This window comes from Rhodospirillales bacterium (assembly GCA_023898785.1).
Taxonomy (GTDB): Bacteria; Pseudomonadota; Alphaproteobacteria; order Micavibrionales; family Micavibrionaceae; genus TMED27.
Map to the genome: position 1 here is coordinate 673,578 of CP060239.1, position 18,906 is coordinate 692,483.

Consider the following 18,906-nt stretch of genomic DNA (forward strand, 5'->3'; position numbering starts at 1 on the left):
AAGCTTCTTGAGCTTTCACAAACGACTCTTTCTAGTCCTGCGTCCACAGAACTTGCACAATCTCTTTAGCGCCGGTGGCGAGCATAATAAGGCGATCAACACCGAGGGCTATTCCTGCGCTTTCGGGCATGCCGTGATCGAGCGCGGCGAGGAAATCTTCATCGAGCGGGTAGCTTTCGCCGTAGAGACGTTGTTTTTCGGCCATATCAGCGATGAAGCGGGCGCGTTGTTCGGCTGGATCGGTGAGTTCGCTAAAAGCGTTGGCGAGCTCAACGCCGCAGACATATAGCTCAAAACGTTCGGCGAGGCGCGGATCTTCGGGCTTCTTGCGTGAAAGCACGGCCATGGATGCGGGGTAATCATACAGGATAGTCGGAGCCCCCTGCCCCAGATGCGGCTCGATTTTCTCCGCCATCACGGCGTGGAAGATGTCGTCCCAGTTGTCGGTTTCGATGGTGCGGATGCCTTTTTCGGCGACAGTGGAGCGAAAAGTATCTACGTTACCGAAGTGAGATGCAAGATCAATATCGGTATATTGCTTGAAAGCTTCGCAGACGGTTATGCGCCTCCAGGGAGCGTGGGGATCGCAGGTTTGGCCGTTATAATGAAACTCCTTGATTTCCAGACTGCGCAGTAATTCTTCGCAATCTTTCATGATGTTGGTGTAATCGGCCTGTGCCCTGTACCATTCCAGCATCGTAAATTCGGGGTTATGGAGATTTGTGCGCTCTTCACGGCGAAAAACTGGACATATTTGATAAATTTTCGGTGCGCCGGCAACGAGAAGTTTTTTCATCGCGAATTCGGGGCTGTTGTGGAGGTAAGCGCCGTTTTCAAGTTTATAGGCATGAATATGAACATCCGCGCCGGGCATGGTTTGCAATATTGGGGTTTGGACTTCCCAAAAATCCTGATCATCGAAATGCGCGCGCATGGCCCGGATAAGTTGCACTCTCACTTCGAGATATGTTTTTTTGGTTTCAAATTTATGCGGAAGCCACCAATTCATGCCTGCGCCCTTTGTTTTTCAAGAAAATACTTGCATTCCCCGGCTATAAACGATAAATATTCGCCTCGATCAATAGGAGATACGATATGAAAGCCGATATTCACCCCGACTACCATGACATTAAAGTTGTGATGACAGACGGAAGCGAATACACAACCCGCAGCACCTATGGCAAAAAAGGTGATGTAATCAAGCTCGACGTTGATCCGTTGACACATCCTGCGTGGCAAGGTGGAACGGGTAAAGTGATCGAGAAAGGCCAGCTTTCCAAGTTTGAAAAACGTTTTGGGAATTTTGGTCTGGCAGAGGACCAGAAGTCTGAAAAGGCCAATGATAAGAAATAGACCGCTTTTTACAGCGCCGGAATACAAAAACGCCCCGCTTTGAGGGCGTTTTTTATTGCTTGGCTCATGCAAGGAACTGAGAATTAAGCCGCTTCGAGCTGCTGGAGGGCGGCGGTGAGTTTTTTGCGAGCGCTTTGTTTTTCAGCGACAAGTTCTTTTTGTTCAGCAATGATTTCCTCTGGAGCGTTCTCAATAAATTTTTTATTATCAAGCTGTTGAGATATTTTATTAATGTCATCTTCGAGTTTATCAATGCGTTTTTTGAGACGCATACGTTCGGCATCGAGATCGATAATATCGGCGATTGGCAAAATCAACGTGGTTTCACCCACCAGGGTTTGAATTGCGCCTTTGGGAACATCCTCGACATGTTCAATGCTTTCAAGGCGCGCCATTTGCTTCATGATGTCTCCGAAGATTTCCAGCCCGGCTTTTGTATCCGCACAGGCATCTTTGACCAAAAGCTGAATTTTTGCACCTGCAGGCACGTTCATGTCAGCGCGTACAGAGCGGATTTCGGAGATCATGCGGATCAACCAATCCATTTTCTCACGCGCAGCTGGAGAACCTAGTCTCTCATCATATTCGGGCCAATTCATAGCGATGATCTGCTGATCTCTGCCGGTCAACGCTTCATGTAATTCCTCGGTGATGAAGGGCATGAAAGGATTGAGCAGAATCAGGATTTGTTCGAGCACCCAACCGGTGGTTTGTTTTACTTCCTCAGCAGCGTCTCCTCCACTTTGCAATACAGGTTTGGTGAATTCTAGATACCAGTCGCAAAATGTGCCCCAGGTGAATTGATAGATCGCATTGGCGGCTTCATTAAAGCGATATGCGTCTAAGGCGTTTTCAATTTCAACTTTGGCTTCTGTCAGGGCCGTGATAATCCATTGATTCGGCGTGTACTCGACCTTGGCCGGGTCGAAGCCTGCGATGGCCTTGCAGCCATTCATCTCGCAGTAGCGTGAAGCGTTCCAGAGTTTGGTGGCGAAATTGCGGTAGCCTTGCAGGCGTTCATCGGCCAGGCGAATGTCGCGCCCTTGTGCGGCCATGGCAGCAAGCGTAAAGCGCAGGGCATCTGTGCCGTATTTCTCGCTGAGTTCGAGCGGGTCCATGACATTGCCCTTGGATTTGGACATTTTCTGGCCCTTAGCATCGCGGACCAGCGCATGTACGTACACATCCTTAAATGGCACCTCGCCCATGAAATGCAGGCTCATCATCATCATGCGGGAAACCCAGAAGGTGATGATGTCAAACCCTGTGACAAGAACATCACCGGGATAATATTTTTTCAGCATGCGTTTTGCCTCTTCGCCGTCATCGGGCCAGCCAAGGGTGGAAAACGGCCACAGTGCGGAAGAAAACCATGTATCGAGCACGTCTTCGTCGCGGGTGAGCTTAACGCCTGTGCCTGCCTGTGCTTGTGCCTCTTCTTCAGTTTCGGCGACATAGACGTTGCCGTCTTCGTCGTACCATGCGGGGATTTGGTGCCCCCACCAGAGCTGGCGCGAAATGCACCAGGGGAGCTGATTATCCATCCAAGCGAAATACATATTTTCGTATTGCTGGGGCACAAAACGCGTACGGCCATCGCGTACGGCTTGAGCCGCAGGCTTGGCCAGTGTGGGCGTATCGCAAAACCATTGTTCTGTTAAAAACGGTTCGATCACCACGCCGGAGCGGTCGCCATAGGGCACGGCGTTTTTGATATCTTCGACCTCGACCAGCAGATCCAGTTCCTCAAATTCTTTTAGCACTTTCTTACGCGCATCGTAGCGGTCGAGGCCGTGATATTCGCTCGGTATGCTTTCCAGCGGGGCAATACAGGCATGACGGTCGAAGATATTGATCATCGGCAGATCGTGGCGCTTGCCTACTTCGAAGTCATTGAAATCGTGCGCCGGGGTGATTTTCACCGCGCCTGTGCCCTTTTCGGGATCAGAATATTCATCGGCGATGATAGGAATGAGGCGTTCCGTAATCGGCAAAACAACAGATTTTCCAATTATGTCTTTGTAGCGTTCATCGTTCGGATGCACAGCTACGGCGGAATCGCCGAGCATCGTTTCGGGGCGGGTGGTGGCGACAGTGATGAATTGCTCTTCTTCACCTTCAACCGGGTATTTAAGGTGCCACATATGGCCTTTTTGTTCTTTTTGCTCAACCTCAAGATCGGAAATGGCCGTTTCGAGTTTGGGGTCCCAATTCACAAGGCGGCTGTCTTTGTAGATCAGCTCCTCGTGGTAAAGCTGAACGAACGCTTTGAGAACTGCTTTGGACAGCCCTTCATCCATCGTGAACCGCTCACGGTTCCAATCGGGCGTGGTGCCCAGTGAGTGGAGTTGATCGACAATGGTGCCGCCGCTATGAGCCTTCCATTCCCAGACTTTTTCAAGAAATTTTTTGCGGCCCATTTCACGGCGTGGTGAGGCACCCTCTTCCGCCAGTTTACGCTCGACCACCATTTGCGTAGCGATTCCGGCGTGATCTGTTCCGGGCTGCCACAAAGCATCACGGCCTTTCATGCGTTGATAGCGAATCAGGATATCCTGCAGTGTGTGGTTTAGCGCATGGCCAATATGCAAAGATCCCGTTACATTGGGCGGTGGCATCATGATGGTGAAAGGTTGCGCGTTGCCTTCCGGATTACATGCGAATGCACCAGAATTTTTCCAGCGCTTATAACGATTTTTCTCAATGGCTTTGGGATCAAATGTTTTTTCAAGCATAGCTTATCCTTTGAGCGATCTTGTTTAGCGCACAGATCATAAGGGTTTTCCTTGCAAAAGCAAGGTTTTAGGAACAAAAAAGATAAGGGATTACTCTTCGAGGGCCCTCTTGGCCACGCGCTCAAGCTCTTCCTGGACAAGGCGTTCAATAATCGGCGGCAAGTTTTTATCCAGCCAGTCTTTCAGCAGAGGCCGCAGCTCCGAGCGAACGATTTCTTCAACGGTGATTCCACCGTGCTCTACGGCTGTTTTTTTCGCGAGTTCTGAAAAAGCATCGAATGCAGCATTTTCGGCGGCGTGGGTCAACAGCGCATCTTCATCGTCTTCCCTTGAAACAGGTTCAGACGGAGTGACACTGTCCTGCATCTCAACCTCGATTGGTTCAGGTTCCTCGATCTCCTCTTCCGGTTCTGGCTCCTCTTCCGGTTCTGGCTCCGGTTCTGGCTCCGGCTCATCGTCGATTTTGTCTGTTAATTCAATAACTTCCTCTTCTGGATCCGGTTCTGGAGCAGGTTCATCCGCAACAACTTCTTCAGCAGCGGCTTCTTCATCGTCGTCAGAAATGATCTGGCGTATAGACGTCAGGATTTCTTCGATGGACGGTTCTTCTTCGGTTTCTTGTTCGGACATGCAAATTGAATATATATCAGCGTGTTATTTCATTTCAGTTTCTATCATACTACACAGCTTGTCAAAGAGGGAGAGCAGAGTTTCTCTCAGCCTATCCACATCTGAGTTTTATTTACTACACAAAGACTAGTTAAAAATGGAAGGTCTCTTTTGGCTCAAAGCCTTGCAAATAGGGGGTTGCCGCATCGAAAAGAGGATAGGATGAATATTGTCTCTCTCCGCTCAGTTTTTTAAATAATGTTACTTGTCCGGTGTTTTTTTCTGCGGCCTTTATAACACATATCAGTTGTCCACCTTCGTTTAATTGCTCCAGTATCTGCTCTGGAACGCTTGATACGGCGCCCTTGATAATGATCGAATCGTATGGGCTATGTTCCGGGTTGCCTTTTGCCAGCGGCCCTTCGAAAACCGCTATATTGCATAATCCTAAAGAATCCCAAAGTTTTTGGGCTTTGGCTATACACTCAGGCTCGCTTTCAGTGACAACGACCGTGGAGACAAGTGATGAGAGAATCGCTGCGCCATAACCGGTCCCGCCGCCAATTTCCAATACGACATCATCGGCTTTAGGCTCCAACGCCTGAATCATTTTGGCGTGCACAGACGGCTCTAAAATAAAGCGCCCGCGTCCTAATGGAATATCTTCATCATTACAGGCCAGGTTCTTATATTTTTCAGGAACAAACAGTTCCCGCGGGGTATTTTCAAAAGCCTCAAGAATTTCTGGAATAATCACGCCGTTGATGCTGATTTGCCCATTGACCATATTTTTTCGTACTTGCTGAAAATCCGCCATGACTTGTGCGCTCTTGATGTTGTGAAACAATCTGTTAGCTTCTGTTTACCGTAGTTATCATGATCATTCCAGCCGTTTTTAAACATTGCCTCTGATTCGTTACATAAAACACTCCGTACAAGACTTTCACAATTGACTTGCATAGGTATTTTACACTAAACATCATAACAGTTTGCATTTATTTGTATCTGTTTGTTATTGTTGGCGCGGTGGCAGAGTGGCTATGCAGCGGATTGCAAATCCGTGTACACCGGTTCGACTCCGGTCCGTGCCTCCATTCTCCCCTAATGAAGGAGATGTTAGACCATGATCAAGAAATCAATTCTTTTTGTTTTTGCTCTTTTCTTACTTAACATTTCTGCCCTTTATGCGGATGAATCTCTTGCGTTTACAAAAATTTCACCGCAAGGAGATAAGGCACTTAACGGCATATTCGATCTTTCCGTGGAATATGGTGCAGATGGTGTAGGGTGGATGGCCTATTCCCGGGTTTCTGTGCCGGAATTTGTTTCAACGCATCTTGCTAAAAGTATGGATAACGGTGCGTCCTGGACATATATTTCCACGATAAATAAATCCAGCGCCGAAGATGTGCGCGTTAATGGCAAAAGCTTTAAGGGCGTTTGGCGTTATGAAACGCCGAGTCTTGTTTACGACCCAAGAGACATTCCGGCGAGACGATGGAAATTGTTTTCGCAAAGATATTATGTTCTGCCTCCATTTAAAAAAGACGATGGCTTGATGAGAGAAGGCTGGATTGAGTATAAGAGTGCCCCTAACCCCGAAGGGCCCTGGTCAAAACCGGAATGCTTATTTGGGCATAAGAAACATAATTGCAGAGTTCAGCCCAATTCGTTGCACCCATCCTTGTCTGGAAACCTGTTCTATAACGAGGTTGGAGCCTTCTTTTATGACGGCGTCTTGTATATGAGCCTAGATGCGAACACGGCCCCTTCAGGAGTCGGCGATTGGGAAAAACGCAAGACCGTGCTGTTTTCATCAAATGATCATGGAAAAAGCTGGCGCTATAATGGTGTTCTTACAGATTATAATGATGCTTCCGGATTTGGGTATTTTGCCCTTACCGGGACAAGTCTTATTGAACATGACGGCCAACCATATCTTCTGATTACACCTTCCGGCAAAAAAGGGTTGTTTGTTAAGAACAGAGCCCATGACGGGTGCTATTTAGTTGCGTTTGAAGACATAAGCCGTGCAAAACTTAAGCGTGATTCCACAGGCAAACTTAATGTTATAAAAGAGCTATCCCCTGAATATAACTCTGGCGGGCTTTGTGATTACCACCAAAAGAACAGCAAGGGCGGTGTTTTGTTCTCTCAGATCGACATGAAAAAGATGCCTGAAATTTTTGGCATTTACAACACGCGCTGGATTCCCCGCTAGAAATAACAATCAACAACGGTCAGGAAAGTATCCTTCGCTTCTTAATAGAAAACCGTGCCATTATTGTTGACAAAGCTTTTTCCTATAGGCATAAAATTGCCTCGTGTTCCTCGGTAGCTCAGCGGTAGAGCAGGTGACTGTTAATCACTTGGTCGCTGGTTCGAATCCGGCCCGAGGAGCCACTTTCCTTATCCCAGAAAATCCGATACAATCCAAAAAGTCTAGGAAACCTAGCGTTATCGAAGCCTTTAGGCTCCTATAACGTCTCAATAACCTTGACGAAATCCAGCATGTTTTCGGGTACATCTTCGGGTATTCGGGTATATGCGGAAAAGGAGATACCCGAAAATGAAACTGACAGACATTGCATGCCGCACAGCAAAGCCCACGGAAAAGAATTACAAACTCCGCGATGGCCAAGGGCTATACCTGCTTGTTATGAAGGCCGGAGGCAAAAGCTGGCGCTACGATTACAAGATAAGAAAACATCGCGCACCTGTTCCAGAACGTCTTCTTCTTTTACCCACATCTTTTTATCGGCATCTTTGGGTTTCCGGCAAATCAGGTAATTATGCCGTTCCTTCTTCCGGTCGCAACTGACAATCCGGCCTGATACAGCGCATTTGATAAGGCCGCGAAAGATGAACGGGTATTTCGTTTCAGCGACAGCCTGTGTCCGTCCCCTGCCGGTTCTAACGGCTTCACAGGCATCGAATAGTTCCTTGCTGATAAGGCTTTCGTATCTGTGGGGCTGCAACCCGCCCTTAATCCGCATCACACCGTAATAAAACGGGTTTTGGATAAGGTCATGCAGGGTCTGGTTACTGACTTCCTTGCCCTTCCGCGAACGTAAGCCCCATTCCTTGGCTTTACGCCCCAATTCTGACAAGGAATAAACGCCAGTTGCGTATTCTTCGAAAAACCGCTTTATCAGAAACCCCCTATCAGGGTCAGGAATAATGGTCTTTTTGGCTGTCAGTGCGTCAATCGCGTTCAAGTAGCCCAAAGGCGCGGTTCCGGGCCATTCCCCATTGGCAACTTTGTGCTTCACGCTGCGCTTGACGTTATCGGAAAGCTGGTCCGTATAGGATTGCGCCATGACCACGCCAATCCCCCACATAGCCCTTTCCATGCTGTTTGAATTATTAGTCAGGACGTTATTTTCTTTGATGAAATGATATTCGGCGGCATCCCTATCCAGTAAATCCAACAAAAGTGGCATTTCACGAAAGCTACGCTGGAACCTGTCAACGGTGTCAGCAATAACGGCAATCTTTTCTTTCTGCGCTTTGACGAAATCAAGCATCCGCATAAATTCAGGCCGCCCGCCCTTCGTCGAACTTTCAATGACGGTATATTGCTTGATGATGGTCAGATTTTTTAATTTGGCGTAGTTCTTTAAATTTCCAAGCTGCGCGTCCAGCGAATGGCCGTCTTCTTGTTGTTCCTTGGTCGATACACGGGCTAAGATTACGGCTTTCATACTTAAATCTTTTCACTTTAGGATTGCTGACAGCAAAATTGTAATGGGTTTGGCGAATTTTTAAAAGCCAAAGCTTTGAAGTGCAAAGAAAACACATATCCCTTCAACTGGATATATTACGCCGCGCGAAGACGGACGTAGAAAAAGAAGACGCGATTGCCGAACTTTATAAAGGGGTCGAACGCAGCGCACATTTGGTTAAGCAGTTGTTGGAACTGGCCCGTCAGGAACCCGATGCGGTTCAAGCGCCGTCTAAAATCTGTGATTTAAGGGATATTGTCACGGATGTTCTGGAACAACACAGGGCGCTTGCAAAAGACAAGAATATAGACATTCAATTTACGCCAGATGAAAACTGCAACATAGAAGGTGACAAAAATGCTCTTGGCATTATGGTCGGCAATCTTTTGAACAACGCCATTCTTTACACGGAAACCGGCGGTAAGGTACAGGTATCTTTATCAAAAACGCCGGATGGTGCAACCCTTCGCATTGCTGATAATGGCCCCGGTATTCCAGAAGAAGAAAAAACGCGCATTTTCGACCGCTTTTACCGTATTGTCGGCACAAACGCGACCGGTTCCGGGCTTGGCCTTTCAATTGTTAAAACCATTGCACAGCGTCATAACGGCACTATCACTGTCGATAAAGGTCTGGACGACACAGGGACAGCTTTTAACATCGTTTTTTGAATGATTTTTAAGCCCTTAAGTTTCCCTTAAGTTTCAAATTACATTTTGCAATTCACGAAATAAGTAAGGGTGAATTGTATCCATGATAAGTGTTGTCGTTCCTGTCTATAATGAAAAAGACAATATCGAAGCTTTGGTCAGGGAAATTGCCGGGGCCGCAGAAAATCTTCCTATCAGCGAAATCGTGTATGTCGATGATGCCAGCACAGACGGTTCCTTTGACCTTTTGAAGCAGCTTCGCCCCCAATATTCCGCCTTAAGAATACTAAAACATAAAAACCAGTCGGGCCAATCCGCAGCCATTTGGACGGGTGTAAGGGCCGCAGGAAACGACCTTATCGTAACCATGGACGGGGACGGCCAGAACGATCCCACCGATATAAAAACGCTGTGGGAAGCGTACGAATACCATAAAAAGACCTTGCCGAAAGTTATAGTGCTTGGTGAACGAATCGAGCGCCACGATAGCCTTGTACGCCGCCTGTCATCACGAATTGCGAACAGCATCCGTTCCGGCTTTCTAAAGGACCAAACGAAAGATACCGGATGTTCGTTAAAATTATTCCAGCGCAAGGATTACTTAAATCTTCCCTATTTCGACCATATGCACCGCTTTTTGCCAGCCCTGATGATGCGTGATAATGTACAGCTTGTTCATGTGCCGGTATCGCACCGCCCCCGTGTTCACGGCCAATCCAAATATGGAACGCTGGACCGTGCCCTTGTCGGGATAAGTGATATAAGGGGGGTTCTGTGGCTTCAAAAAAGAAACCGCCGTGCTAATTTTGACGATGTTTACGAAGAACTTAATTAAAAAAGGAAACACTATGACATTGACACTTCCAGCACTCAACTTTGAAACCGTCTGGCTTGCCATCGGCTTTTTGGGTCAAGGTCTTTTTTTTATGCGTTTTTTCGTGCAATGGCTGGCTTCTGAAAAAGCAGGAAAAAGCGTTATGCCCGACGCGTTTTGGTATTTCAGCCTTGCGGGCGGTCTGGTTTTATTTTCCTATGCAATCTGGCGGCAAGACCCGGTATTTATGCTAGGCCAAAGCACAGGGCTTTTTATATATGCCCGCAATCTTTATTTCATCCATAACAAAGAAAAAGATGGCACTCCTGAAGGTGTTTCGGGCTCAAATTAAAGCACCTGACATGATACAAACCAAGCTGCAACCATTCTGGCCCATCATCGCCATGACAGCCCTGTTTTTAACGGCTGTGTTCTTCAGGCCGCTTTTGCCGATTGATGAAACCCGTTACATGACGGTAGCATGGGAAATGTGGCTGCGGGGTGATTGGTTTGGACCGTTAACGCTGAATTTTGAACCCTACCATCATAAGCCGCCTTTATTGTTCTGGCTTATTAATGACACATGGTCAATTTTCGGCGTAAGCCGGTGGGCCGGACTGCTGCCAGTAGTTTTCGCCGCCACGGGCTGTGTCTATTTTACGCAAATTTTTGCACAAGAACTTTTTAAAGCAGAAAAGCTTGAATTTAAAACCTTACCATTCTTGATGACAGGCAGTGTCCCCTTTCTGATATACAGCACATTGGTCATGTTTGACGTGACCTTGACCCTGTTTGTCTTGCTGGCTTTGCTTGCCCTTATTGCCTTCGCAAACGACAGAAGGCCGGTTTTTATATTGGGGATGGCCTTGGCGATGGGTTTGGGCGTTTTGACCAAAGGCCCGGTCGCATGGCTTTACGTGATTTTTCCAGTTCTGTTTGCGCCCTTTTGGTTGGACGGTCATAAAAAATGGCTGTCATGGTATGGGGGCTGCGGCCTTGCTTTCATCCTTTCCACAATACCCGTTCTGCTTTGGCTTATCCCGGTTTTAAAAGCATCCAATCCCGATTTTGCCTTTTCGCTGATTTGGGAACAGACGGCGGGCCGAATTAGCGGAAACATGGAAAACGCGCATACAAGACCGGTTTATTTCTATTTACCGTTGCTTCCGGTTCTGTTTTTACCGTGGGCTTTTTTCCCGTCTTTTTGGACAGGGCTAGGGTCTGTTAAGAATAGCTTTAAAACAAATCCGGCATTAAGATTTTTGGCGTGCTGGATTATACCCGTGGTTCTTGGGTTTTCCTTTATCGGCGGAAAACAGCCACACTATCTTGTGCCATTGTTGCCGGGTGTATTGATTTTCATCGCCTATACGATGTCTATGAAACCTGCCCGAATTAGGGCTGTATCGGTTGCCATGGTCGCACTTATCATTACCGGTCAGATTGCCGCGTCACAAACGATTTTCAAGAAATATGACTTACAGCCCATCGCGGATTATGTTAGCCAGCATGAAAACAAGGATTGTGCCTTTGTTCGCAAATATCAGGGCGAACTAACGTTCTTAGGGCGATTACATCACCATATGGATGATAGAACCTTTGAAAATATTGAAGAATGGTTCCATTCCCACCCGAACGGTATAGCCGTCATCCGCTATCACAAACCCACTGAAGTTAATGACTTTAATATGGTCATGTCCATCCCTTACAGGGGCAAGAATATCGGTATTTTTGAAAAACCGTAACTTCGGCTTCAAGTAAGCCCCGCATTGCATTTTCCCGAAATAACAGGTAAAGCTTATTGTCTTGTAAATGAACAGCACATCTTGATAATGATGCGTTCGTAATGTATCAAAACGGGTGAGCCACTTTCCAGACATTATAATCAAATTTGGGGCACTGGTGGGACAATAGGCGGCGAAAAGCCACAGCAATTTTGTCCCAATTTTTCGTCATCAAACACATTAAGATTTTGGTCGCTGGTTCGTGTCCGTGTTGTGAAGCCGAACTGATTTATCCGTAAACAATACTGAAATTTCTAAGCCGCTTTTTTCTTGCTGCGATAAAACCGTTTCTTGTTGCCGGGTCTTGATTGATTATGGGGCTTATTCTGTCCATTAGGCTTGCGCCTCTTATTGCGGGCAGGACGAGGATTATCCCCTTTGTCATTAGCCGCTTTCGGATTTAAAAGCCGTTCAGTTTTTATATTATGCAGAACAGTGAGAGGCTTTGCAGTTCACATTATAAACTGCCTTTGCAAAGGAGGTAAACAGGCTTTACGAATCTTCTCGCAGGGTTCTGATAGAAAAACACAAAGCCCAGATTTCTCCCTGCTCAAAATCAAACTACTTTTGCAACAGGTCTGTTATATGTTAGGATTGCATTTGCATCCGGATATTATTAAGGGGCGCCTTAATTATGTTAGGTCAGGATGTGAAATTAAGAGCATGTGTGGATAGATAATGGATATTTTATCCGAAAAAATTTTACTAAGAGCGATAACTGTTCTGGCCGTAGGGAGCGCTCAGGCGGCGTACGCGGCTACAGGCAGCGTTCCTATTCAGGCTGCTGTCCATGGTGCTCTTGCGATTACACAAACGCGCACGTTGAATTTTGGCTCAATAACCGATTCCGGTGCGGGCGGTACGATTAATGTAGATAATTCTGATACCCCAACAGTTGGCGGAGGGGTGACGTCTTACGGTGGCACAATTACGTCGGGAGGCTTTACCCTCAGAGGAACTCCGGGGCGCCAGATTGATGTTACGGCACCGACTAGCGTTGTAATTTCAAACGGGGCTGCTGCCACAATGACCGTAGGCTTGTTTACGATTAACGGCGCGGCTGGCACCATCAATGCCACAGCTTTTACTCATATCTTAACAGTATTAACCCAAACCGGTTTTAGGCTGGGGGGCACATTAAATGTTAATCCCGGCCAAGCAGCAGGTACTTATACCGGGACGGTAAATCTTACAGGAAATTATAATTAGAATGCCCCGTAACATGCTCCGTCGAGGGGTTCCTATATCTTGATCCACTGCTTTCAAGACTTCCGATCTGGCAATATATACACCCTACTCCAAAGCCAAAACCAACAGGAACTAAAAAAGGTAATAGAATTCGGCCATACCTATAAGGATATGAATTCCCATACCGGCAATAACAGCTCCAGCATAACGTAACAAAACGTTTCCATTTCTTACTCTCTTCGCAAAAAGCCCGATAGCAACACCAAGAATATGTAGCGCTGCGGTACCCATCATAAAGCCTGCTATATAAGACCATGAAGTTACCAGCTCGGGGATTTCCTGACCATGGGCATAGCCATGAAAAACAGCAAACATGGCCACAAATGCACAAATACCAACCTGGTGAAGTTTGGCATTACCGGCGATTGTAAATCCTAAGACTACGACTGATAAAGCAATACCGATCTCAATTGCAACAAGGCCCATATCAATCATACCAAGTGCGCCACCAACTACCATAACAATGACAAATGTTGTGGGTACAGTCCATATAGCCTTACCGCCTATTTGAGAGCTGATGATACCGACGCTTACCATGGCAAGAAGGTGATCGAGACCCAAAACAGGGTGTGATATTCCAGCCTCAAACCCGCCGGATACACCTTCATGTGCAAGAGCCGATGAAGGAAATAACAATACGACTAAAAATGAAAGGATATGTTTCATATAAAGTTTCTTTAGGGTTTAATTCTAAATCACGATAAATGGTATTCATACCAAAGACAACGCTCATAGAATTGCTTTTTTGTGAGCTATAACATTATACAAATATAAGTATGGAATATATAAAAACAAGAAATATATTTTTGAAATAAAATAAATTAACAATAATATTTTATATAAAGCATAATATTAATAATAGAATATAATTAATTATACTTGTATAATTCTAAATTATTTTTTGATTACTTACTCTTTATATTTAAAATTGCTATTAGTTTCGGTTTTGATAAAATTTTATATAAATTTTGTGTTTTTTCCTTGCAATCGTTTCGAAAACGCGTATATTGGAGGCTACACACCCTCTATTACCGCCGTTTGTCCGGAGCATCTTTAAAAGGTCTCCGGACCTTTTTTGTGTGATTCGTATGTTTTGTGTATCCGCGGTCCTTATTTTGGCCCTTTGAGCCATCTTTTTATGACCTTTTTGTACACATTTGTGCACTTTTTGGTACGGCCATTCTTTTCACTTTAGCGTCACCAAATATAAATTCTTATACAATAACTTAGCAAAAATTCCGGCGTTATTTTTCGCATTGCACCATTGCACAATATCGGCAAGATTGCTGCGATGCACACAAAAAACCCTTAAAAAACAATAGCTTCCAACACTCTTTTCCACTAACCTTACTTCTTGTCGATATGCATTACGAAATAATTTTGCAAACGAGAACGGTGAACATGGCTAGCGAAAATAATGTTATTCAAAGGAACGAGAATGTTCCTAAATCGGATTTGCGATATATACGTCCCATGCGCGGCAGATTCACGCATAAGCGCGTCAGTACGTTGATGGAAGACATCTATGGCTTCGAAGAATTTGAGGCTATGAAAGACGCAGGCGTAGACAGGCGCATGATGTTTGGTATCAATCCGCATTATCAAGCTTTGGTTACCGGCGAAGAGCTTTGCGATAATCATGGCAATGTTCTTATTCCTAAAATGCCGCCAAGCTTGCCGATTGCCGCGCTTATTCTGCCTCGCCTTAACGAGATGTTTAGTATTGAGGGCGCAAAAGATCCTTCTAACCAAATGAATTTTACGCCGGGCGATAACGATCTTCATGGAAAACTCTTGCACAAATATGACGAGATTGTTCTGGGCTATGCTTCGCCGACATGCTCTGCTCATTGCCGCTATTGCTACCGGCTGGATCTATTTAACAAGGACACCGGCAAGATCAGTGTTCGTCCGGAAGAGCTACGCGATTATATTTTAGATTACAATCGAAAGCTGGAGAAGAATGGCGGGATTGATCCGAAAAACGGAGAGAAACGCTACCCCATTCGTGAGCTTCTGCTTTCCGGCGGCGATATTATGGTTTTGCCCAATCAGACCTTATATAAATTTGCCGCCGCCGCCGGACAAGCCGGCGTAAGCCTTTTGCGTTTCGGGACGAAAGAGATTGCCTTTCGTCCTGAGCGTTTTGATGAGGCGATGGCGGAGACTTTCCGCATTATCCACGCGGAATTCCCGCATATGCATATCAATATCGTTTCACACTTTACGCACCCGGATGAGTTTTTGGTTCGTGACGCGGAGAATAACTACATTCCGAATACAAACGGACCGGGCTATCAATGGATGGATATTTCGAAAGAGGCCGTTGAGCGGATACTTGCGCATAGTTTTATTTCCGTTGAAAACCAAACGCCGATTATTTTGAAAGTGAATGACGATGAACGCTCTCTTCGCGTTTTGCATGAAGAGCTTCGGCGTATGGGCGTAAAGCCCAAATATATATTTCAGGGCCGTGATATTGAGGGACATAAGGCGTTTTCTCTCCCCGTAGAGCAAGCGTGGAAAATTCACAATAATGCGATGAAGGGGCTGTCTGATACGGCGCGCTCTCGTTTTGCGATGTCTACGGAATGGGGAAAGATGGAAATCGTGAGTATTATTGACCCGTTAAGCAACGATGCGTTTAATTTCAACTTTCTGCCTTTGGCGATTCAGGACACGTTTAAAGAAATTCTGGGTGATGGGCTGATTGTTTTTAAGTCGCACAGATCGCCGCATCAGGCGCGTTCACAAGGTGATCTTATTATCGCCAAAAGAAACCCGGAAGCTTTGTGGATTTCGGCGTATGAGGACCGCATAATTTATGACACGAGAAAACAGGACGGTCAGAAGTATGACGGGCTTATCTCGCTATTGATGGGGTATTTCGGCGAAAATTATATCGAGCAGATACAAAAGCGCATGCCGGGTGCGTCTATGACTAAAGCCCTTGAGGCTGTGAGCGCGGCATAAGCCTAAAAAGATCCTGTTGGGCCTATTTTTATGAAATGGCGATCCCGCCAGGACTCGAACCTGGAACCCCCTGCTTAGAAGGCAGGTGCTCTATCCAATTGAGCTACGGGACCGTCTTTTGCTGGATCATAGAATGGAATAATAGAATATTTCGACTTTGTAAAATAAGAATTAACTGCTCGGCCTTCTAATCTTCGTCTTCCGGCGGGATATATTTGAAATTATCTCCGTAATTCCGGGGCTTGAGTTTTCGTACGGCCTCAGCCTGAACTATGTAGTACAAGCCGTTGGATTCGGCATAATTTTCAGCATCTTCCATTGTATTAAATTTTAGACGAACCTGGCCGAGCGTATCTTCGCAAGCTGTCCAGCCCATTAATGGTTCAGGGCAACGAGCAGATTTACTTTCATATTCCAAGATCCAGGGCTTTGTTTTGGCCCGCCCTGATTGCATAGCTGTTTTAGACGGTTTGTAAATTCTGGCTTTAATCATGGTTTGTCCTTGAATTTTTCTTCTTTGAATTTAGAGCAAATACGCCGTCATTTCTACCATTTAAAGAGCTTTCTGGCGCCTAGTCCCATGATCATGCCTATAACCACGTAAGGAAGAAGATGGGAAACCGTGACGTGGCCGACTGTATCCATAGAGCATGTAAAGCGTAAACCAATATAGCCGAGCCCTGTGGCGGCCAAGGCATTCATAAGCGCCGTTATCTTGGGAAAAGTCGTTGCGCCGTTTCGCACCAGAACGATCATCATGGTCATGGGAATAAGGGCCATAAACATCCCCTCGCCCATGCAATGATCCATATGCAGCACCGGCATGTGCATGCCTTCCGATACGGCGAGAATGAGGCTCCACATGCAAAAAATGCCAAAGGCCGTTAGTGGAGGGATGATGATCCATTTCTTTTCGCAAGCACCTGGCACAGCCAGATAAGATGAGGAAATTGCCGCTGAGATTGACATGAAGGCCATTAAAAACAACTCAAACATAAAGGAAGCCTCGGCGAATTTTTGTGGCAAATCAGAACGAATGCCAATTAAGCAGGCCAGTGTTGCGATGTAAATAATTGCAACACCCAAAAACGGTAAAACTCTGACGAACGGATGAGCAAGGCATTTACAAGGCTCCAACTCGTCGCAAAGGCCGTTAATGACGGTATCAATATTTTTTTCTTCGTTCATTGGCAGTTACTCTAATGCTTCCTTTAGTTTTTTGGCTGTTCTGTGGGCAGAGACTTTTACCGCGCTGACGCTCATGCCCATTTCACCCGCCACTTCTTTGGCCGTATAGCCTTGTATTTTGATCATCTCAAAGACCTTTCTCTGGTTTTCCGGCAGATCTGCCAAAGCCGCCTCTATGTCTTTGTATTCGCCTGCATGCTCTGGATTCGTTACATTTGCGCGTTGAAAATCCGCGTTATCGAGCGTGGTTTGCTTGTTTCCGCGTGCGTTATAGTATTTGCGTAAGTAATCTGTGCGGCGAAAATGGATAATTGACATGAGCCATGGACGAAACGCGCGATCGGCGCTGTATGTATGCAGGGATTTATGCACGGAAATCAAAATTTCCTGTGTAATGTCGTCGACCCATTCCGGATTTGCTAGGCTGGATAAAATGTAGCTGCGCGCAAATGAGGCGATTTCTTTGAGAAGCGCATTGTAAGCCCGCTTGTCGCCACTTTGCGCCTTTACAGCATATTCGCGCCAACGTTGTTCGTCTGTGGGTTTGGTGTTGGTGTTTGATGGGCTGGTTGTCATCAATACTCCACTTCATGTGGGAAGGCTGGTCGGAGTGGAGAGATTCGAACTCCCGACCCACTGCTCCCAAAGCAGTTGCGCTACCAGGCTGCGCTACACTCCGTACCTTCGAGGGGCAGTCTTACACTATCATAATTCCAAGAGCAAGTTCTTGTTTAGGGTTTTGCAGCGTCATTATTAAACAGACGATGAATGATCTGATCTCCCTCTTTAATGCCCATTTTGTCTGCGGTGCCGCCGTTCAGTTCCAAAACAGCTTTGGCCGGAAATTTTGATGTTATACTTGTTTTATCCTGAGGGCGAGCGTTGTGATGTATATGGTGAATAGTGCCATCAGGATGCACAAACAACATATCGAGCGGAATGAGTGTATTTTTCATCCAAAAGGATGTTTTTATGGGGCCGTTGAAGAGAAACAACATTCCGGAATCTTTCGGCATTTCCGTGCGGTACATTAATCCCTGAGACTGTTGGCGAGGTGTAAGAGCCAGTTCGATATTGAAATAAAGTTCTTCACCGTTATCTTTTCTGATCCTCAGAGTGTCCTGCGCGAATGGTTCGGCCTCCAGCAGTGGGGGGATTTTGATTGCAGTGCGCGGGGGCTCCGTTTCTTGTGGCTGCTGGCTTTGTGCGTGTATCTTGCTAGGTTGCATCGCGAATGCGGCGAGGATTCCAATCAATGCGGTGAGAATAAGGATATATTTTGCGGTGGGCTTTAAGTTTTTCATGATTCACTTTCCTGCAAACGTTTGAGCTCATCCATGGCCGATTGGGCTGTAATCATCCCCAAACACTTACCTGATTCAGGCTCAATGACCCATAATGAGTCGTTATGGCTGACCAGATAGTTTATAACCTCCCAAATCGGCGTTTCCGGGGCAACCGCCTGTACTTTGCGATCCATGAGTTCCGAAACTTTAAGCGGATATACCTTTCTCAGGCGCTTGGCAATTCCAGGTGCTGCGCGCACCGTTACATCAAGCTGAATACCGTCTTCCATAGCCACTGACACCGGCAATAAATTTTTCATGACACCTTGCAAGGAAAACGTACCTTCTACCTGCCCTTTTCCATTAATAATAATAGCGGATTCCAGTTTTTTCTTTTTGAGTTCTTTAAGGGCTTTTTCTACCTCAGTGTCGGGAGGGAGGGCTAGAAACTGTTCGGTAATGGCGGCATGACTAGGCATCTGAGTTCAGTCCTTATAGATTTTGTATGGCTATTCTGCTTAATAATGAAAAAATATGCAAT

19 protein-coding genes and 4 tRNA genes are annotated in these 18,906 nt (G+C 46.2%); 10 read left to right on the top strand and 13 right to left on the bottom strand.

Annotation, left to right across the window (positions count from 1 at the left end):
* Positions 1 to 31: 31 nt before the first annotated feature.
* On the bottom strand, positions 32 to 1,009 hold the full coding sequence (gene genX, locus H6859_03520) for an EF-P lysine aminoacylase GenX (GenBank protein USO06274.1): 978 nt from the start codon (positions 1,007 to 1,009) through the stop codon (positions 32 to 34).
* An 86-nt stretch (positions 1,010 to 1,095) separates the two neighbouring features.
* Here genX and rpmE point away from each other — a divergent pair, with 86 nt between their 5' ends.
* Positions 1,096 to 1,353, top strand: a complete 258-nt coding sequence (gene rpmE / locus H6859_03525) for a 50S ribosomal protein L31 (GenBank protein USO06275.1) — start codon at positions 1,096 to 1,098, stop codon at positions 1,351 to 1,353.
* A gap of 83 nt (positions 1,354 to 1,436) precedes the next feature.
* Here rpmE and H6859_03530 read toward each other — a convergent pair whose 3' ends face one another.
* The 3 genes from H6859_03530 to H6859_03540 all read right to left on the bottom strand — a co-directional run bounded on the left by H6859_03530 (position 1,437) and on the right by H6859_03540 (position 5,514).
* Positions 1,437 to 4,088 (bottom strand): valine--tRNA ligase, encoded by a 2,652-nt coding sequence (locus tag H6859_03530; GenBank protein USO06276.1) that lies wholly within the window; start codon positions 4,086 to 4,088, stop codon positions 1,437 to 1,439.
* Positions 4,089 to 4,178: 90 nt separating this feature from the next.
* Entirely contained in the window at positions 4,179 to 4,718 is a 540-nt protein-coding gene (locus H6859_03535) for a DUF2497 domain-containing protein (GenBank protein ID USO06277.1), read from the bottom strand.
* 130 nt (positions 4,719 to 4,848) lie between these two features.
* On the bottom strand, positions 4,849 to 5,514 hold the full coding sequence (locus H6859_03540; GenBank protein ID USO06278.1) for a protein-L-isoaspartate O-methyltransferase: 666 nt from the start codon (positions 5,512 to 5,514) through the stop codon (positions 4,849 to 4,851).
* Positions 5,515 to 5,717: 203 nt separating this feature from the next.
* Here H6859_03540 and H6859_03545 point away from each other — a divergent pair.
* The 3 genes from H6859_03545 (at position 5,718) to H6859_03555 (ending at position 7,100) form a co-directional block, all read left to right on the top strand.
* Positions 5,718 to 5,791 (top strand) — tRNA-Cys (locus H6859_03545).
* 29 nt (positions 5,792 to 5,820) lie between these two features.
* Complete coding sequence (locus H6859_03550; GenBank protein USO06279.1) at positions 5,821 to 6,918, top strand: hypothetical protein; 1,098 nt, start codon at positions 5,821 to 5,823, stop codon at positions 6,916 to 6,918.
* A gap of 107 nt (positions 6,919 to 7,025) precedes the next feature.
* Positions 7,026 to 7,100 (top strand) — tRNA-Asn (locus tag H6859_03555).
* A gap of 254 nt (positions 7,101 to 7,354) precedes the next feature.
* Here the strand turns inward: H6859_03555 and H6859_03560 are convergent.
* On the bottom strand, positions 7,355 to 8,401 hold the full coding sequence (locus tag H6859_03560) for a recombinase family protein (GenBank protein ID USO06280.1): 1,047 nt from the start codon (positions 8,399 to 8,401) through the stop codon (positions 7,355 to 7,357).
* An 80-nt stretch (positions 8,402 to 8,481) separates the two neighbouring features.
* Here H6859_03560 and H6859_03565 point away from each other — a divergent pair, with 80 nt between their 5' ends.
* The 5 genes from H6859_03565 (at position 8,482) to H6859_03585 (ending at position 12,879) form a co-directional block, all read left to right on the top strand.
* On the top strand, positions 8,482 to 9,093 hold the full coding sequence (locus tag H6859_03565; protein USO06281.1) for a HAMP domain-containing histidine kinase: 612 nt from the start codon (positions 8,482 to 8,484) through the stop codon (positions 9,091 to 9,093).
* A gap of 82 nt (positions 9,094 to 9,175) precedes the next feature.
* Positions 9,176 to 9,907 (top strand): glycosyltransferase family 2 protein, encoded by a 732-nt coding sequence (locus H6859_03570; protein ID USO06282.1) that lies wholly within the window; start codon positions 9,176 to 9,178, stop codon positions 9,905 to 9,907.
* 13 nt (positions 9,908 to 9,920) lie between these two features.
* Positions 9,921 to 10,238 (top strand): lipid-A-disaccharide synthase N-terminal domain-containing protein, encoded by a 318-nt coding sequence (locus H6859_03575; protein USO06283.1) that lies wholly within the window; start codon positions 9,921 to 9,923, stop codon positions 10,236 to 10,238.
* 10 nt (positions 10,239 to 10,248) lie between these two features.
* Entirely contained in the window at positions 10,249 to 11,631 is a 1,383-nt protein-coding gene (locus H6859_03580) for a glycosyltransferase family 39 protein (GenBank protein ID USO06284.1), read from the top strand.
* 717 nt (positions 11,632 to 12,348) lie between these two features.
* Positions 12,349 to 12,879, top strand: a complete 531-nt coding sequence (locus H6859_03585) for a DUF4402 domain-containing protein (GenBank protein ID USO06285.1) — start codon at positions 12,349 to 12,351, stop codon at positions 12,877 to 12,879.
* Between the two features lie 111 nt (positions 12,880 to 12,990).
* Here H6859_03585 and H6859_03590 read toward each other — a convergent pair whose 3' ends face one another.
* On the bottom strand, positions 12,991 to 13,584 hold the full coding sequence (locus H6859_03590) for a HupE/UreJ family protein (GenBank protein USO06286.1): 594 nt from the start codon (positions 13,582 to 13,584) through the stop codon (positions 12,991 to 12,993).
* A 735-nt stretch (positions 13,585 to 14,319) separates the two neighbouring features.
* Here H6859_03590 and H6859_03595 point away from each other — a divergent pair.
* The gene (locus H6859_03595) at positions 14,320 to 15,891 is read left to right on the top strand and encodes a hypothetical protein (protein ID USO06287.1); all 1,572 of its coding nucleotides are present in this window, start codon (positions 14,320 to 14,322) and stop codon (positions 15,889 to 15,891) included.
* A 36-nt stretch (positions 15,892 to 15,927) separates the two neighbouring features.
* Here the strand turns inward: H6859_03595 and H6859_03600 are convergent.
* The 7 genes from H6859_03600 to H6859_03630 form a co-directional block, all read right to left on the bottom strand.
* Positions 15,928 to 16,004: transfer RNA gene (locus H6859_03600), tRNA-Arg, on the bottom strand.
* 74 nt (positions 16,005 to 16,078) lie between these two features.
* Positions 16,079 to 16,381 carry an ETC complex I subunit gene (locus H6859_03605; protein ID USO06679.1) on the bottom strand — a complete coding sequence of 101 codons (303 nt, stop codon included), beginning with the start codon at positions 16,379 to 16,381 and terminating at the stop codon, positions 16,079 to 16,081.
* A 56-nt stretch (positions 16,382 to 16,437) separates the two neighbouring features.
* Entirely contained in the window at positions 16,438 to 17,079 is a 642-nt protein-coding gene (locus tag H6859_03610) for a DUF1109 family protein (GenBank protein ID USO06288.1), read from the bottom strand.
* Between the two features lie 6 nt (positions 17,080 to 17,085).
* Positions 17,086 to 17,655 carry a sigma-70 family RNA polymerase sigma factor gene (locus H6859_03615; protein USO06289.1) on the bottom strand — a complete coding sequence of 190 codons (570 nt, stop codon included), beginning with the start codon at positions 17,653 to 17,655 and terminating at the stop codon, positions 17,086 to 17,088.
* Between the two features lie 26 nt (positions 17,656 to 17,681).
* Positions 17,682 to 17,758: transfer RNA gene (locus H6859_03620), tRNA-Pro, on the bottom strand.
* Positions 17,759 to 17,810: 52 nt separating this feature from the next.
* Positions 17,811 to 18,383 carry a DUF192 domain-containing protein gene (locus H6859_03625; GenBank protein USO06290.1) on the bottom strand — a complete coding sequence of 191 codons (573 nt, stop codon included), beginning with the start codon at positions 18,381 to 18,383 and terminating at the stop codon, positions 17,811 to 17,813.
* A complete protein-coding gene (locus H6859_03630) occupies positions 18,380 to 18,844 on the bottom strand; it encodes a CBS domain-containing protein (protein ID USO06291.1) in 465 nt (154 codons plus the stop codon). The genes H6859_03625 and H6859_03630 overlap by 4 nt, the downstream gene beginning before the upstream one ends.
* Positions 18,845 to 18,906 lie beyond the last annotated feature (62 nt).

Excerpts from the sequence above, each read along its gene's own strand:
- H6859_03610 (USO06288.1), bottom strand. The coding sequence starts at position 17,079 with ATGAACGAAGAAAAAAATATTGATACCGTCATTAACGGCCTTTGCGAC.
- H6859_03585 (USO06285.1), top strand. The coding sequence starts at position 12,349 with ATGGATATTTTATCCGAAAAAATTTTACTAAGAGCGATAACTGTTCTG.
- H6859_03530 (USO06276.1), bottom strand. The coding sequence starts at position 4,088 with ATGCTTGAAAAAACATTTGATCCCAAAGCCATTGAGAAAAATCGTTAT.
- H6859_03615 (USO06289.1), bottom strand. The coding sequence starts at position 17,655 with ATGACAACCAGCCCATCAAACACCAACACCAAACCCACAGACGAACAA.
- H6859_03560 (USO06280.1), bottom strand. The coding sequence starts at position 8,401 with ATGAAAGCCGTAATCTTAGCCCGTGTATCGACCAAGGAACAACAAGAA.
- H6859_03625 (USO06290.1), bottom strand. The coding sequence starts at position 18,383 with ATGAAAAACTTAAAGCCCACCGCAAAATATATCCTTATTCTCACCGCA.
- H6859_03595 (USO06287.1), top strand. The coding sequence starts at position 14,320 with ATGGCTAGCGAAAATAATGTTATTCAAAGGAACGAGAATGTTCCTAAA.
- genX (USO06274.1), bottom strand. The coding sequence starts at position 1,009 with ATGAATTGGTGGCTTCCGCATAAATTTGAAACCAAAAAAACATATCTC.
- H6859_03630 (USO06291.1), bottom strand. The coding sequence starts at position 18,844 with ATGCCTAGTCATGCCGCCATTACCGAACAGTTTCTAGCCCTCCCTCCC.
- H6859_03570 (USO06282.1), top strand. The coding sequence starts at position 9,176 with ATGATAAGTGTTGTCGTTCCTGTCTATAATGAAAAAGACAATATCGAA.
- H6859_03535 (USO06277.1), bottom strand. The coding sequence starts at position 4,718 with ATGTCCGAACAAGAAACCGAAGAAGAACCGTCCATCGAAGAAATCCTG.
- H6859_03590 (USO06286.1), bottom strand. The coding sequence starts at position 13,584 with ATGAAACATATCCTTTCATTTTTAGTCGTATTGTTATTTCCTTCATCG.
- H6859_03575 (USO06283.1), top strand. The coding sequence starts at position 9,921 with ATGACATTGACACTTCCAGCACTCAACTTTGAAACCGTCTGGCTTGCC.
- H6859_03540 (USO06278.1), bottom strand. The coding sequence starts at position 5,514 with ATGGCGGATTTTCAGCAAGTACGAAAAAATATGGTCAATGGGCAAATC.
- rpmE (USO06275.1), top strand. The coding sequence starts at position 1,096 with ATGAAAGCCGATATTCACCCCGACTACCATGACATTAAAGTTGTGATG.
- H6859_03550 (USO06279.1), top strand. The coding sequence starts at position 5,821 with ATGATCAAGAAATCAATTCTTTTTGTTTTTGCTCTTTTCTTACTTAAC.
- H6859_03580 (USO06284.1), top strand. The coding sequence starts at position 10,249 with ATGATACAAACCAAGCTGCAACCATTCTGGCCCATCATCGCCATGACA.